We start from the raw sequence: 15119 nt of genomic DNA on the forward strand, positions 1-15119 counted from the left end.
AACGGGGGCTGGGGTGGCCTCGAAAAACGCCAAATGTGCCACGAAAGTGCCACGGAAACCGCATTTTCGCGATTCCCCCTAACAATATCAACTACTTAGCTGGTGACCCCTACGGGAATCGAACCCGTGTTTCAGCCGTGAAAGGGCCGCGTCCTAGACCGCTAGACGAAGGGGCCACTGCAGTTCCACTTGGGCGTCACTGCGAAGCGAGGCGGGCATTAGGCGGTGGCTTCGGAGCGGTCAACCCCCTTTTCGTCATGTAAATGACGCAGAGCAAAAAATTGCCGATCCGCTCTTCAATCGGCCCAGGCGGCATCCTCCAGATGCAGTTCGGCAGCCGGGCGCGACCCCCAATCGTCGATCTTCGCCCGGCCCGCAATCCACAGCCGCCGGTCGCGGGGCGCGCCCAGAATGGCCTGGCCGAGATCGGATTCGGCCTGGCGGAAAGCGATGGTCTTGATCGAGCGGCCGTCGTCGCCCGCCATGATCGCACGCAAATGACCATTGCCGACGACATCCGCCTTGATGACCCGCATTGGCCCGGAAGCGATCAACGGCGCAGGCCAGCCCGCGCCATAGGGGCCGCCCGCGTCGATGGCGGCGACGAAGTCCGGATTGACCCCCGCAGGCGCCAGGACCGCGTCGATCAGCAGCGCCCGGTCGTCGCGAGCCTTGGCCACTGCGTTGGCAAGCCGCTCATCCAGAAATTCGGCCAGCGCATCGATCCTGTCCGCCGCAACCGTCAGCCCCGCCGCCATGGCATGGCCACCGCCCGCGACCAGCAGGCCGCTGTCTTTCGCTGCCAGCACCGCCGCGCCCAGATCAACGCCGGAGATCGAGCGGCCCGATCCCTTGCCGGTGCCATTCTCATCGATCGCGACGACGATGGCTGGGCGGCCCGCTTTCTCCTTGATGCGCCCGGCGACGATGCCGATCACGCCCGGATGCCAGCCCGCGCCCGATACCAGCGCCACCGCCCGATTGCCTTGCGCGGCGAGCAGTTCCTCCGCCTCAGCCTGAACGGCGGCCTCTATGGCGCGGCGTTCTTCATTGAGCTGGTCGAGTTCGGCGGCGATCTTCGCGGCCTCCGCCGGGTCTTCGGTGGTCAGCAGCCGCACGCCCAGATCCGCCTTGCCCACGCGCCCGCCCGCATTGATGCGCGGGCCGAGTGCAAAGCCCAGATCATGGCAGAGCGGCGCCCGCGTCAGGCGGCTGGCGTCGATCAGCGCGGAGAGGCCGATATTACGCCGCTTCGCCATGATCTTGAGACCCTGCGCGACGAAGGCGCGGTTGAGACCCTTGAGTTGCGCCACATCCGCGACCGTCCCAAGCGCAACGATGTCGAGCAGTTCCATCAGCGGCGGTTCGGATCGCTGGGCGAACCAGCCGCGCCCGCGCAACACCCGGATCAGCGCCGCGCCGAGCAGGAACGCCACGCCCACCGCCGCCAGATGGCCATGAGCGGCGGCTTCTGTCGCTTCGTCAAGACGATTGGGGTTCACCAGCGCCAGCGCTTCGGGCAGCGACGCGCCACATTTATGATGGTCGACCACTACCACATCGACGCCTGCCGCCTTCGCCATGGCAAGCGCCTCGAAAGCCTGCGCGCCGCAATCGACGGTGACGATCAGTGTGGCGCCCTCTCCCGCCAGCCGGACCAGCGCTTCGCCTGATGGGCCATAGCCCTCCATCAGCCGGTCGGGAATATAGGGGCGGGCAGCCAGCCCAAGATCGCGCAGCAAGCGGATCAGCAGCGCGGCGCTGGTCGCGCCGTCCACGTCATAATCACCGAAGATGCGGACATCCTCCCCGCGCACCACCGCGTCGGCCAAGCGTTCGGCGGCGGCGTCCATGTCGCGGAACAGGCTGGGGTCGGGCATGAAATGACGGATGGTGGGATTGCGATGCGCCTCTACCGCGTCGCGCGGACAACCCCGCGCCAACAGCAATTGCGTCACCAGATCGTCGGGCCGATAGCCCGGATCGCGCCCGTCCCCATTGCCTCCACGCCACCGCCAGGGCTGACCGACGATCGAACGGGTGATGTTGAGCGCAATGGTCATGGGTCCGCTCTAGACCGGTTGGGATTCGGAGGGAAGCGGTCGCCCCCATGACGCAAGCGGAACCGAAGCAACTTATTGCGCGTATTGCTATTCCCGCCCGCAACGGGCGCCGGGCAAAAAGGGGCAACGCGGTTTCCATGGGTTCAAGGCAGAAGCGGGTCCGGCGAGCCTTGGGTCTGATGATGATGGCGGCCTCCCCCCTCCCCCTGATGGCCCAAACGCCGCCCCCGCCCCAGCAGGAGGAACCGATCCTGCCCGACAGCGAGTTCGAGGCGCGGCTGCCCAAGACGGGCGAGGCTCCTGCGAACAGCAGCGCGTCCTTGCCGCCGATCGATCAATGGATCGATCAGCAAATGCCGGGGGCGAGCGCGACGCAGGAACTGCCGCCGGCAGTCGAGCCGCAGGAGGAACGCGAACTGGCGCAGCCGCTGCCGCCGCTCGACAGCGTGCAGGCGCCGTTGCAAGTCGCGACCGACGCCAACCCCCATGAAAAGACACTGGCGGTGCGTTATGCGGTGACGGTCGAGGGCTTCGGCAAGACGGGGCTGGAAGACGAGTTCCGCGACTCTTCCGCGCTGATCGACGGCGGCGGCAAGGCCGACACCGCCGCGATGGTCCAGGCCCGCGCCCATGAAGACGAGGCGCTGGCCATCCGGCTGCTCTATTCGGAGGGCTATTATGACGCGACCGCCCTCGCCTCGCTGGATCAGGCGGGCGATGGTGCGCTGAAGGCCATCGTCTCGGTCACGCCGGGCAAGCGCTACAGGATCGGGGACATCGTCATCCATGCCGGGCCGACGGTGCCGCCGGACCTGGTCCGCGACAGCCTGCCGCTCCAGACCGGCGACTTCATCGTCGCGGCGGCGGTCGAGGGCGCGGAGGCCAATGTCGGCGTCAAGCTGCCGGAAAACGGCTATCCCTTCGCCAAGGTCGGGCAGCGCGACATATTGCTCGATCCCGCGACAGCGACAGGCGACTATAAGCTGCCGGTGGAGACGGGGCCGCGCGGATCGTTCCGGAGCATCACCACCGCGGGCGAGAAGCAGGCCTTTGGCGCCGATCATATGAAGGTCATCAGCCGCTTCAAGCCGGGCGAGCTCTATGACAGCCGCAAGGTCGACGATCTGCGCCGGGCGCTTGTGGCCACGGGGCTGTTTTCGAGCATTTCGATCGATCCCGTGCGCACCAACGAGCCGGGTCCGGACGGCACCGAATATGTCGACCTGAGCGTCACGCAGGAGGCAGGCAAGCCCCGCACGCTGGCCGGAGAACTAGGCTATGGCACGGGCCAGGGCTTTCGCGCCGAGGGCACCTGGACCCACCGCAACCTCTTCCCGCCCGAAGGCGCGGTGATCGCCAGCGTCATTGCGGGCACGCAGGAACAAGGCGCATCGGGCACCTTCCGCCGCTCCAATGCGGGCAAGCGCGACAAGAGCTTCCAGACCGGCATCTCGCTCAACCATCAGAATTACGACGCCTATGAAGCCTATACGGCGGGTCTCAATATCGGCTGGTCGCGCCAGTCGACGCCGATCTTCCAGAAGCGCTGGACCTACAGCTATGGCGCGGAAGTGTTGCTGAGCAACGAACAGGTGGTGGTCGACCCGGCGACGGCGGACAAGGCGCGGCGGACCTATTTCATCGGCGGTCTGCCGGTGCAGATCGGCTATGACCGCTCCAACGATCTGCTGAACCCGACCAAGGGCTTCCGCGCCAATTTGCGCGGGGAGCCGGAAGGGTCGCTGCATGGCCGCTTCTCGCCCTATCTGCGCGCGACCTTCGACCTTACCGGCTATTATCCGCTATCCGACAGTCTGGTGATCGCCGGGCGGGCGCGGGTCGGCACGATCAGCGGGGTGAAGCGCGACGATGTGGCGCCCTCCCGGCGCATCTATGCCGGCGGCGGCGGATCGGTGCGCGGCTATGGCTATCAGGAACTGGGGCCGAAGGACGCGAACAACGATCCGATCGGCGGCCGATCCGTCAACGAATTCGCGGTCGAGGGCCGCTACCGCTTCGGGGACTATGGCGTGGTCGCCTTCGTCGATGCGGGTCAGGTCTATGAAAGCTCCATGCCGCAATTTTCCGACGTTCGTTACGGCGTCGGCATCGGCGGGCGCTTCTATACCAATTTCGGCCCCTTCCGCGCGGACATCGCCATGCCGGTCAACCGGCAGCCGGGCGAGTCCAAATTCGCGCTCTATATCGGCATCGGGCAGGCATTTTGATGGTGGATCAGACCCCTCCCACCGAAACGATCATCATTCGCGAGAAGCGGCCGCTCTGGCAGAAGATCGCGCTGGGCGCGGTCGGCCTTGTCATCGCGCTGGTGGTTTTGGCCGCCGGGCTGCTGCTGTTCCTCAACACCCAGCCGGGCAAGACATTCCTGATCCGCCAGATCGCCGCGCTCAAGCTGGAATCGGGCATGGCGATCGAGGTCGGCCGGATCGACGGGTCGATCTATGACGACATGACGATCCGCAATCTGGTGCTGCGCGATCCCAAGGGCATCTTCGCGGTCAGCCCGGAAGTGCATGTGGTGTGGAACCCCTTCCGCTACATCAACAACCATATTTCGGTGCGGCTGCTGGAAAGCCCGATGGTGGTGCTGGCGCGTAGCCCGCAGTTCAACGTCACCAGGACCGATCCCAATGCCCCGATCCTGCCCGACCTCGACATCGACGTCGACCGGCTGAAGATCGCCCGTTTCCTCGTCGCCAAGCCCGTCATCGGCCAGAAGCGCGAGATCGCCATCGACGGCGTCACGCATATCGCGGACGGCCGGGCGATCCTGTCGGCCAATGCGGTGGTGGACAGCGGCGACCGTTTGGCTGCAAGCTTGGACGCCGTGCCCGCACAGAACCGCCTTGCCATGAAGGGTAGGCTGACCGCGCCCAAGGGCGGCGTGATCGCGGCAATGAGCGGCCTGACTGACGGCTTCACCGCGACATTGGACGGCAAGGGGACATGGCAGGCGTGGAACGGACTGCTGGTCGCGACCTCGGGCAAGGGAGAGTTGGCGAAGATCGCGCTCGCGGCCCGGGACGGCAATTTCACAGCAAAGGGACCAGTGCGCCCCGGGCTGGTCTTTGCCGGGACGGTCGACCGGCTGACCACCCCAGCATTGGACGTCGATCTGTTCGCCGGCCTCAACGAGCGGCGGGTGAACCTCAAGGGATCGCTGAAATCTCCCGCTCTTTCCGCCACGGCGCAAGGTCTGGTCGACCTCGGCAAGAGCCGGTTCAGCGCGCTCAAGATCGATGCCGCGCTACTCACCCCCGGCGCGATCATGGAAAAGGTGAAGGGCCGCGACGTGCGCGCCTCCGTGATCCTTGACGGGCCGATGGCGACGCCCTTCATCGACTATGACATCACGGCGAAGCAACTCGCCTTCGACGCCACCGGCATCGAAAATCTGAAAGCCAGCGGGCGCGCGGTGATCGATGCCGACCGCATCCGCATTCCCGTGAGCGCCACCGCCAACCGCGTCACCGGCCTCAATGCGGCGGCGGGCGGCCTGTTGCACGATCTGCGGGTGAAGGGCGATTTCGCTTATGCCGCGGGCAAGCTGATCAGCGACAATCTGAAGATCGACAGCGACCGGGTGGACGCCACCGCCATCGTGCTGGCCGATCTCGACAACGCCATTTATCGCGGCGCGCTCAAGGGCCGGGTGAACGACTACAAGATCGATGGCGTCGGCATCGTCAATCTCAACACCGATGTGCATCTGGTGCCGGGGCCGAGGGGTGGCTTCGGTCTGGATGGCAGGTTCGGCGTCCGCACCGCGCGGTGGGAGAATGCCTCGGTCCGCGATTTCCTGGGCGGCAATGCCGTGATGTCGGGGCGCATCGGCATGACGCCGGAGGGCAAGTTCACGCTCGCCGGGCTGAAAGGCGCGGCACCCAATTTCCAGGTCCATTCCGGGTCCGGCAGCTATGATACGGACGGCGCGATCAGCTTCGACGCCAAGGCTTCGTCCCGCCAATATGGTCCGTTGGCGTTAACCGTGCGCGGCACGATGGAACGACCGCAGGCGGTGCTGCGCGCTGCCCGGCCCAATATCGGCGTGCAGTTGCATGACGTGGTCGCGAAGCTGCATGGAGAGGCGGCAGGCTATCGGCTCGAAACCATCGGCGGGTCGCCCTATGGACCCTTTTTCGCCAATGTACTGATCCGCACCGCGAAAGGCCCGCTGATCGTCGACATCACCAGGGCGCGTTTCGCCGGGGTCGACATGAACGGTCGCGTGCAGCAAAGCCCGGCTGGTTCCTTTACCGGCCAGCTTGCCATGAATGGCTCCGGGATCAGCGGCGCGGTGAAGTTGATGGCAGTGGGTAAGGCGCAGGGCGCGCAGCTCAATGCCATCGCGAGCAATGCGAAGCTGCCGGGCGAAGCCGATGTGGCGATCGGCCGCGCGCTGATCGCGGCGAATATGGTGCTGGCCGACCAGCCTCAGATCACCGCCGACGTACAGATGGCGAACGCCGCCTATGGCGGTTATGTCGTGCGCAAGGCGCGTGGGCGGATCGACTATCGGGGCGGGCGCGGCCGGGCGCAGCTCGTCGCGGATGGATCGACGGGCGCGCCCTTCTCCATTGCGATGAACGCCGCGCTGCGGCCAACCCTCTATGCCATCGCACTGGAGGGCCGGGCGAGCAACATCCCCTTCCGCTTCGCCACGCCCGCCATCATCCGTATCGAACGCGGGGGCTATCGCCTCGAACCCGCGACCTTGGTGCTGCCGCAGGGCCGCGTGGACCTCGCAGGCCGCTTCGGCCAGCAGACGGCAATGCAGGCGCGCTTCAAGGATTTCGACCTGGCCATCGTCAATATGGCGACGCCGGGCCTGGGCGTCAGCGGCAAGGCCACCGGCACGTTGGACTTCGCGCAAAATGGATATGCTTTCCCGACCGCAACCACCCGCCTTGCGATCAGCGATTTCCGCCGCTCCAGCCTGACCGCCGTGTCCGATCCGGTATCAATGGCGATCGAGGGCAAGCTGTCCAGCGCGGGCGGCGACATGCGCGGTCTCATCCGGCGCGGCAATGCGACGCTGGGCCGCTTCGTCGCGACGCTCGCCCCACCGGGACCGGGGGCGAACTGGAGCGAACAACTGCAGTCCGCGCCGCTGGGCGGCGGCATCCGCTATGCCGGACCGGCCGATGTACTTTTTTCCTTCGCCGGGCTGGCGGATCAGCAATTGACGGGGCCGATTGCGGTCGCGGCGGATTTCGGCGGGCGGCTGACCGCGCCGCGCCTCAATGGCCTGGTCCGCGCCAATGCGCTGACTTATGAGAATGAGAGCTTCGGCACCCGGGTCACGCAGCTGCGGCTCGATGGGCGGTTCACCAACGACCGGCTCGACCTGCGCGACTTTTCCGGGCGTGCGGGGGACGGGACCGTACAGGCAAGCGGCACTGTAGGGCTGGCGGCGGAAAGCCGCTATCCGATGGACATAGCGGTGAAGCTGAACCGTGCGCGACTGGCGCGCAGCGAGGCGATCACCAGCGTCGTCAGCGGCACGCTCAACATCAGCAACAGCGCGGCCAATGGCGGCCTGATCAAGGGCGACCTGTCGCTCCCGGAAACTCGCTATCGCGTCGCCAGGCAGGGCGGCACCGATATACGCCAATTGACCGGCGTCCGGCGCAAGGGCGAAGGCTCCGAGCTGCTCGACCAGCGCCTCGCCGCGCGGCAGGCAGCGGCCAAGCCGACGCCATGGAAACTCGATGTCCGCCTGCGCGCCGATAACGAAATCTATGTGACCGGCATGGGACTCGATTCCGAATGGAAGACGGACATGCGCATCACCGGCACCGCCACCGATCCTCGCCTGATCGGAAAGATCGAGGTGATCCGGGGCCGCTACAGCTTCTCCGGCCACCAGTTCGATCTGGAACAGGGCGTCATCAGCTTCAACGGCCCGATGATGAACCCCACGCTGGCGATCCGCGCCGAAACCCGGATCGACGATGTGACGGCGGGGATCGCGGTCGGCGGCACGGCGCAGCGGCCGGACATCGCCTTCGTATCCACCCCGACGCTGCCGCAGGACGAAATATTGGCGCGCATCTTGTTCGGGGACAATGTGGCGAACCTCTCCGCCACGCAGGCGATCCAGTTGGCGGCGGCGCTCAACGGCCTGCGCGGGGGCGGCGGCGGCCTTAATCCGATGGGCAAGCTGCAAAACGCCTCAGGCGTCGACCGCATCGGCATCGTCGGCGGCGACGAAGCGACCGGGCGCGGAACGTCGCTCTCGGTCGGCCAGCATATTTCCAACAATATCTATGTGGAGGTGATCACCGACCCCAAGGGTTTCACCGCCACGCAGCTTGAAATCTCCCTGTCCAAGACGCTCAGCCTGTTGTCGAAGACCGGCACCAATGCAGGGTCGTCGGCCAACCTGCGCTATTCGAAGGATTATTAAGCCCGTTCGGCGGTAGCGGGCGATGGGATCAAAATTGACCGTCGGCCTTAAAAAAATCGAGCAGCTTTGGGTGGAAGGCGGACATTAGCCCCTCCCCTTCAGGGGAGGGGTTGGGGTGGGGGAGTGCCCCATAGGCTGAGTCTGCGCGTGGGGCACGCCCCCACCCCTCGATCTCCTCCCCTGAAGGGGAGGGGAAGACTCCGCGTCCGCAATTGGCCAATCCCAGTCATTATATTCTCTGCCACCGTATCGCCTCGATGCCACCAGCGAATGTCTGGCGCATATATCCCTACGGTAAAAGGCCCGCTGCGCCAGTCGCGCAGCGGGCCTTTTCAGTGCGTGAAGCGACAGGCGGGCAGTATCGCGCCAAGGCTCTCCGGTTGATCTGGCCGGAAAGCCTGTCAGCGCTTATTCGCCATCATCCTCCGCTTCGGGTCCGGCCATCATCCCTTCAGCCACTTCCTCGGTCTTGCCGCGGATCGCCTTTTCAAGGCGTTCCGCCATCTCAGGATGTTCTTTCAGAAAGGTTTTCGCATTCTCGCGACCCTGGCCGATACGAACCGAGTCATAGGAGAACCAGGCGCCCGATTTCTCGACCAGACCCGCTTTCACGCCAATGTCGAGCAGTTCCCCGATCTTGGACACGCCCTCGCCATACATGATGTCGAATTCGACCTGCTTGAACGGCGGGGCCACCTTGTTCTTGACCACCTTCACCCGGGTCGCGTTGCCGACAATGTCTTCGCGGTCCTTGATCTGGCCCGTGCGGCGGATGTCGAGACGCACCGAGGCATAGAATTTGAGCGCATTGCCACCGGTCGTTGTTTCGGGGTTCCCGTACATGACGCCGATCTTCATGCGGACCTGGTTGATGAAGATCACCAAGCAGCGCGAGCGCGAGATGGAGCCGGTCAGCTTGCGCAGCGCCTGGCTCATCAGGCGGGCCTGAAGGCCGACATGGCTGTCGCCCATTTCGCCCTCGATTTCCGCACGCGGCACCAGCGCGGCGACCGAATCGATCACCAGCACGTCGATCGCATTCGATCGCACCAGCGTGTCGACGATCTCCAGCGCCTGTTCGCCGGTGTCGGGCTGCGACACGATCAGTTCGTCGATGTCGACGCCCAGCTTCTTGGCATAGCCGGGGTCGAGCGCATGTTCCGCGTCCACGAAAGCCGCGGTGCCGCCGGCCTTCTGCGCTTCGGCAATGGCATGCAATGCCAGCGTGGTCTTGCCCGAGCTTTCCGGGCCATAGATTTCCACGATGCGCCCGCGCGGCAGGCCGCCAATGCCAAGCGCGATGTCCAGTCCCAACGATCCGGTCGAGATCGCCTCGATCTCGATCTTCTCGCGGCTGCCCAGCTTCATCGCAGAGCCCTTGCCAAAGGCACGGTCGATCTGGGAAAGGGCCGCTTCCAATGCTTTCTGTCTGTCCATTGTCCCTGTCTTCTTGGAATCGATGAGTGAGAGCATTGCTGTCATCGGCCTATCCCCTGTCAAGCGGAACACGCCGATTTAAGTGGCGCGTGGCCACCATGTATCCTGTTTGTTCTTATGGAACAAGAGGGGAACGAAAATTTCCCTTTATATTCCCAGCGCCTTGTTCAGCGCGCGTTCGACCGCGCCGATGGTGAAGGGCTTGGCCAATGTCGGCCGGTCCGCATGGCCGGTCGGCAGATCGTCCGCCATGCCCCCCGTCGCAAAGACGAAGGGTATGCCGCTCTGCGCCAATATGTCCGCCACCGGCCAGCTTTTCTCACCATGCAGGTTGCAGTCGAGCAGCGCCGCGTCGAAGCCGCCCTCACGCGCCTTGACGCAAGCCTCATCGACCGATTCGGCAATGGCATGCAGCCGGTAGCCGAGCGTGTCGAGATAATCCTCCAGCATCATGCCGATCATTGCTTCATCCTCGACGATCAGGATGGTCTTGCCGTCAGACATGCTTGCGGTCCCCAATATTGCCCATCGCTGCCCCAAACGCGATTTCCGACCAGCATAATTCCCCGGCTGCGCAGAAGTTCATTCTCCAAACTCACTCCGGCGCCGGCCGCATCGCCAGTGCATCCCGCGCCGCTTCCGCCAACTGGCTGACGGAAAAGGGTTTTGGCAGGAAGGCCACATTGGCGATATCGATCGATTTACGCAACTGTTCCTCGGCATAGCCGGACATGAACAGCACCGGCAGGTCGGGATGGCTGGCCCTGGCCCGCGCCACCATGGACGGGCCGTCCATATTGGGCATCACCACGTCGGAAATGAGCAGGTCGATCTTTTCATCGCCGCCCAAGACTTCCAGCCCCTGTTCGCCGTCATTGGCGGTCAGCACCTTATAGCCCTGCCGCGTCAGCGCGCGTTCGGCAACGGCGCGCACCATATCCTCGTCCTCCACCAGCAGCACCGTGCCGGTGCCCCAGGTTTCGCTGCGGCGGACCGGCGCCTTGGGCTGGGCGGCCTGATCGGCATCGGCGCCCTGATAGACCGGCAGGTAGATGACGAAGCTCGCCCCGCGCCCCAGCTCGGACTCCGCGAAGATGAACCCGCCCGACTGCTTGACGATGCCGTAGACGGTGGAAAGGCCCAGACCGGTCCCCTTCCCCAATTCCTTGGTGGTGAAGAAGGGCTCGAAAATCTTCGAGAGAATATCGGGCGGAATGCCGAGGCCAGTGTCGGACACCCGCACCGCCGTATAATCGGCAGGCGGCAATATGTCCGATCGCATCTCCCGCACTTTGGCGGCGGGCACGGCATAGGTCTGGATATTGAGCGTGCCGCCTTCCGGCATGGCGTCGCGCGCATTGACCGCCAGGTTGACGATCACCTGCTCCAATTGGCCAGGGTCGGCACGCACCGCGCCCAGATTGCGGCCATGGGTGACTTCCAGCTTCACGCTCTCGCCCAGCAGGCGCTTCAGCAGATTGGAGACGTCCGCGACGATATCGGGCAATTGCAATATCTGCGGCCGCAACGTCTGCTGGCGCGAGAAGGCCAGCAACTGCCGCGTCAGCCCCGCCGCGCGGTTGCTGTTCGACTTGATCTGCTGGATGTCGTCATAGTCGCTGTCGCCCGGCGTATGACGCATCAGCATCAGGTCGCAATGGCCGATGATCGCGGTCAGGATATTGTTGAAGTCATGCGCCACGCCGCCCGCGAGCTGGCCGATCGCCTGCATCTTGGTCGCCTGCGCCACCTGCCGCTTGAGCTTGCTTTCCTCGCTATTGTCCTTGAGGGACAGCAGCACCGCCGCCTCGCCCAAGCCCCGCACACCGGCAAGGCTGAGCGCGATCGGCTCGTCGGGCTGGCTGCGCATGCGCACGGCGACGTCGCCCGACATTTGCGGTCCGACCGCAAAGCGCCGCACCGCATCGGCCACCGCCGCCTGATCCTCCCGCACCACCAGATCGCCAGGATAGCTCGGCTTTTCCTCGACCTTGAGGCCCGCCGCCCGCGAAAAGGCCTTGTTCATGAACAAAACCCGTCCGTCGCGATCCGCCATGGCCAGACCGAAAGGCAGCAAGGACAGCAGGGTTTCGATATAGGAAAGCGCTGATGTCCCACCCGCATTGCCCGCCGGCTCGTCGATCAGCAGCAGCAGCATCGGCCCGTCCTGCGCGCCCGATTGCGCGCCGGCGGGCTGGGTGGCGCGCTTTAGCGGCACCTGCAACAGCCGCAGCGGAATGCCGCCCGATTCCTCCCGCGCCAGGAACAACCGCGCCTTGTCGTCCACCCGCATATGCGCGGCGAAATCGCGGCCGGTGATATTCGCATCGATCCGCCCGGCGGCGCGCAGCAGGAAAGCGCCATTGGCCGCCCGGATGCGCCCTTCGCCGCCGATCATCACCGCCATGATGCCCGCCTCGCCCAATTGCCGCCCGGCTTCCCCGGTCAGCAGGCGATGCACGTCATCCAGCGCGCTCGGCTGGCGCACCGGGGAAAAGCGCCACAGCAGATAATCTTCCGACCGGCCGGTGCGGCCAATGAAGGCGTCCAGACGCAGCGCGCCCTGAACGATCCCCTCGACCCGCGCTTCGCCATCGCGCCAGGCGGCGCGGGCGGCATTGCCCAGATTGTCGGACAGGGCAGCATCGCTGGTGATATGCGGCGGCGCGGGAAATCCGGGGAACCACTCCCCGAACAGATCGCTGGCGCAGACCAGCCGCCCGGCGCGGTCAGTGACGGCGATCGCCATGTTGGACGCATCCGCCGCAGCCCGCGCCACCGTCCAGTCGGGCACGGCCTCGCCCACCGCCACTTCCTGCGGATGGAGCTTGCGATACCAGCTCAGTAGCGCCGCCCCGGCCAGCACCGCCGCGCCGAAACCGGCGCCCAGCGCCCAGTTCCCGGCGGCATAGACGACCAGCCCCGCCGAAATCAGCGCCAGCAGGATCAGCAGAGGCAGGATCAGAGGCGACGGCCGGTCAGCCGCCCAAGCGTCTCCATCCCTGATCACACGCGCGGACACGGCCCGGCTATCCCCCTGCATTCACAATGGACTTGCCGCCCCTGCCCGTCAGGCCGAAGCGACTTCCTCCAATGCGCTGCTTTCGAGTGCCTTGCCAATCCTCAATTTGCGCGCATGCCATTTCCGGCCCATGCGATGGCGCCAGATCCAGTCGGCCAGGAAATAGCCCACCACCGCGAAAGCGAGGGAAATCAGCGCCAGCCCCAGCAACATCGCCGGCGCCGCTTCGGAAAAGAGCCAGGCGCACCAGTCGCGGATCGAGGCGTGCTTGTCGACCAGCGCCATGAAGCCCGATGCGTCGGCGCTGCGTCCCAGCATCCAGTTGCCCATATAGACCGACGCCATCAGGAACAGCGGCGTCGTCGCGGGATTGGAAAGGAAGGTCATCGCCGCCGCCAGCGGAATATTCGCACGGAAGGGCAGCGCCAGCAGCGCCGCGCCCGCAATCTGCACGCCGGGGATCAGCAGGAAGATGCCGACCAGCAGTCCCAAGGCCACGCCACGCGGCACCGACCGCCGGGTAAAGCGCCACAAGGACGGCTCCAGCACCCGATGCGCCACCGGGGCCAGGAAGCGATTATGTTCCAGCGACTCGCGGGTCGGGGCATTGGCGTGCCACCAGCGGCTGAGTCTGTTGTCCATCAGCGATGCGCCTTCATGATGCGCTGCTGATCGCGCTTCCAGTCGCGTTCCTTGATCGTCTCGCGCTTGTCATGGGTCTTCTTGCCCTTGGCCAGCGCCAGCTCGACCTTCGCCTTGCCCCGGCTGTTGAAATAGATGCTCAAGGGCACCAGCGTCATGCCCTTGCGCTCCACCGCGCCGTGCATCCGGGCGATCTCCCGCTCATGCAACAGCAGCTTGCGGGGGCGCTTGGGCTCATGGTTGAAGCGGTTGCCATGGCTGAATTCCGGGATGTTGCTGTTGACCAGCCACACCTGCTCGCCCTTCAGCTCGGCATAGCTTTCCGCGATATTGCCCTCGCCAAAGCGCAGCGATTTGACCTCGGTCCCTTGCAGGGCGATGCCCGCCTCGAACACATCCTCCAGAAAATATTCGAATTTCGCGCGCCGGTTCTCGGCAACGATCTTCTTCTTATCGAAGGCTTCGGGACGGGGTCGGGCCATCAGTCTTTTCTAAACTTCCGTTCGATTATGGCGTTCGTGTCGAACCCAGTCGCATCCTATACGCACTGCGCCCGGTCCTTATTCCGGGCACGCGGCCCGAAAGAAGGGGATATGGGGACGGCGCAGCCTTATACCAGTCCGGCAATCTCCAACGCCCGGTCAACGGCGGCGCGGCTCGATTCCGACGGCCAAGTGATCGGCAAGCGGACATCGCCGGGCATGTCGGGCCGCACGCGCGTAAGGGCGTATTTGACCGGGCCGGGTGAAGAATCGCTGAACAGAGCATCATGCAGCGGGTAGAGACGATCCTGAAGCGCCAAGGCACCATCCCAATCTCCGCACGCAATCGCTTTCTGGAAATCGGCGCACAGGCGCGGTGCGACATTGGCCGTGACCGAGATGCAGCCCTTCCCCCCCATGGCGTTGAATCCCAGCGCGGTTTCGTCATTCCCGGAAAGCTGGCAGAAATCGGGCCGGCAGGCGAGGCGCTGTGCGCTGACCCGCCCCAGATTCCCGGTAGCGTCCTTGATGCCGACGATGGACTGGAATTCTTCGGACAGGCGGTGGATGACGGGGACGCCGATATCGGTGATGGTGCGGCTCGGCACATTATACAGCACGATCGGCAGGTCGCATCGCTCGGCCAGATAGGCGAAATGCTGATAGACGCCGTCCTGATTGGGCTTGTTGTAATAGGGCGCGACCACCAGCGCCGCATCGGCGCCCGCCGCCTGCGCCGCGAACATATGCTCCAGCGCGATTCGCGTGTCGTTGGAGCCGCAGCCCGCGATCACCGGCACCCGGCCCGCCGCCTGGTCGACGCAGATGGCGATGACGCGATTATGCTCCTCGACCGTCATGGTCGCGCTTTCGCCGGTCGTGCCGCAGGGCACCAGAGCGCTGCTGCCCTCGGCAATCTGCCAGTCGACAAAGGCGCGGAAAGCCGCCTCGTCCACGGCGCCATCGCGGAAGGGCGTGATCAGCGCCGGAATCGACCCGGAAAACATCGCAAACAAACTCCTTCAATTCACCGGGATTCCGGG

General features: G+C 65.1%; 9 protein-coding genes and 1 tRNA gene. 2 read left to right on the forward strand and 8 right to left on the reverse strand.

The window, feature by feature from the left end:
• Positions 1-100: 100 nt before the first annotated feature.
• Positions 101-176: transfer RNA gene (locus tag K426_RS19440), tRNA-Glu, on the reverse strand.
• Positions 177-296: 120 nt separating this feature from the next.
• Positions 297-2063 carry a single-stranded-DNA-specific exonuclease RecJ gene (gene recJ, locus K426_RS19445; protein ID WP_066560446.1) on the reverse strand — a complete coding sequence of 589 codons (1767 nt, stop codon included), beginning with the start codon at positions 2061-2063 and terminating at the stop codon, positions 297-299.
• A gap of 137 nt (positions 2064-2200) precedes the next feature.
• On the opposite strand from recJ, the gene K426_RS19450 reads away from it, so the two are divergent.
• Entirely contained in the window at positions 2201-4291 is a 2091-nt protein-coding gene (locus tag K426_RS19450; RefSeq protein WP_066560449.1) for an autotransporter assembly complex protein TamA, read from the forward strand.
• On the forward strand, positions 4291-8493 hold the full coding sequence (locus tag K426_RS19455; protein ID WP_066560452.1) for a translocation/assembly module TamB domain-containing protein: 4203 nt from the start codon (positions 4291-4293) through the stop codon (positions 8491-8493). The genes K426_RS19450 and K426_RS19455 overlap by 1 nt, the downstream gene beginning before the upstream one ends.
• A gap of 408 nt (positions 8494-8901) precedes the next feature.
• Here K426_RS19455 and recA read toward each other — a convergent pair whose 3' ends face one another.
• The 6 genes from recA to dapA all read right to left on the reverse strand — a co-directional run bounded on the left by recA (position 8902) and on the right by dapA (position 15083).
• Positions 8902-9975, reverse strand: a complete 1074-nt coding sequence (gene recA / locus K426_RS19460) for a recombinase RecA (protein ID WP_066560453.1) — start codon at positions 9973-9975, stop codon at positions 8902-8904.
• A gap of 102 nt (positions 9976-10077) precedes the next feature.
• A complete protein-coding gene (locus K426_RS19465) occupies positions 10078-10434 on the reverse strand; it encodes a response regulator (protein WP_066560455.1) in 357 nt (118 codons plus the stop codon).
• 91 nt (positions 10435-10525) lie between these two features.
• Positions 10526-12952 (reverse strand): response regulator, encoded by a 2427-nt coding sequence (locus K426_RS19470; RefSeq protein WP_066562023.1) that lies wholly within the window; start codon positions 12950-12952, stop codon positions 10526-10528.
• A 48-nt stretch (positions 12953-13000) separates the two neighbouring features.
• Positions 13001-13594: a DUF2062 domain-containing protein gene (locus K426_RS19475; protein WP_066560457.1), complete on the reverse strand. Its 594-nt coding sequence runs from the start codon at positions 13592-13594 to the stop codon at positions 13001-13003.
• Positions 13594-14076: an SsrA-binding protein SmpB gene (gene smpB, locus K426_RS19480; RefSeq protein ID WP_066560460.1), complete on the reverse strand. Its 483-nt coding sequence runs from the start codon at positions 14074-14076 to the stop codon at positions 13594-13596. The genes K426_RS19475 and smpB overlap by 1 nt, the downstream gene beginning before the upstream one ends.
• 128 nt (positions 14077-14204) lie before the next feature.
• Positions 14205-15083 carry a 4-hydroxy-tetrahydrodipicolinate synthase gene (gene dapA / locus K426_RS19485; RefSeq protein WP_066560463.1) on the reverse strand — a complete coding sequence of 293 codons (879 nt, stop codon included), beginning with the start codon at positions 15081-15083 and terminating at the stop codon, positions 14205-14207.
• Between the last annotated feature and the right edge of the window lie 36 nt (positions 15084-15119).

Origin of the sequence: Sphingobium sp. TKS, assembly GCF_001563265.1 — a bacterium.
GTDB lineage: Bacteria > Pseudomonadota > Alphaproteobacteria > Sphingomonadales > Sphingomonadaceae > Sphingobium.

What these genes read in the sequence shown, in the direction of transcription:
- recJ (WP_066560446.1), bottom strand. Translation starts at nt 2,063, where the DNA reads ATGACCATTGCGCTCAACATCACCCGTTCGATCGTCGGTCAGCCCTGG.
- K426_RS19450 (WP_066560449.1), top strand. Translation starts at nt 2,201, where the DNA reads ATGGGTTCAAGGCAGAAGCGGGTCCGGCGAGCCTTGGGTCTGATGATG.
- K426_RS19455 (WP_066560452.1), top strand. Translation starts at nt 4,291, where the DNA reads ATGGTGGATCAGACCCCTCCCACCGAAACGATCATCATTCGCGAGAAG.
- recA (WP_066560453.1), bottom strand. Translation starts at nt 9,975, where the DNA reads ATGACAGCAATGCTCTCACTCATCGATTCCAAGAAGACAGGGACAATG.
- K426_RS19465 (WP_066560455.1), bottom strand. Translation starts at nt 10,434, where the DNA reads ATGTCTGACGGCAAGACCATCCTGATCGTCGAGGATGAAGCAATGATC.
- K426_RS19475 (WP_066560457.1), bottom strand. Translation starts at nt 13,594, where the DNA reads ATGGACAACAGACTCAGCCGCTGGTGGCACGCCAATGCCCCGACCCGC.
- smpB (WP_066560460.1), bottom strand. Translation starts at nt 14,076, where the DNA reads ATGGCCCGACCCCGTCCCGAAGCCTTCGATAAGAAGAAGATCGTTGCC.
- dapA (WP_066560463.1), bottom strand. Translation starts at nt 15,083, where the DNA reads ATGTTTTCCGGGTCGATTCCGGCGCTGATCACGCCCTTCCGCGATGGC.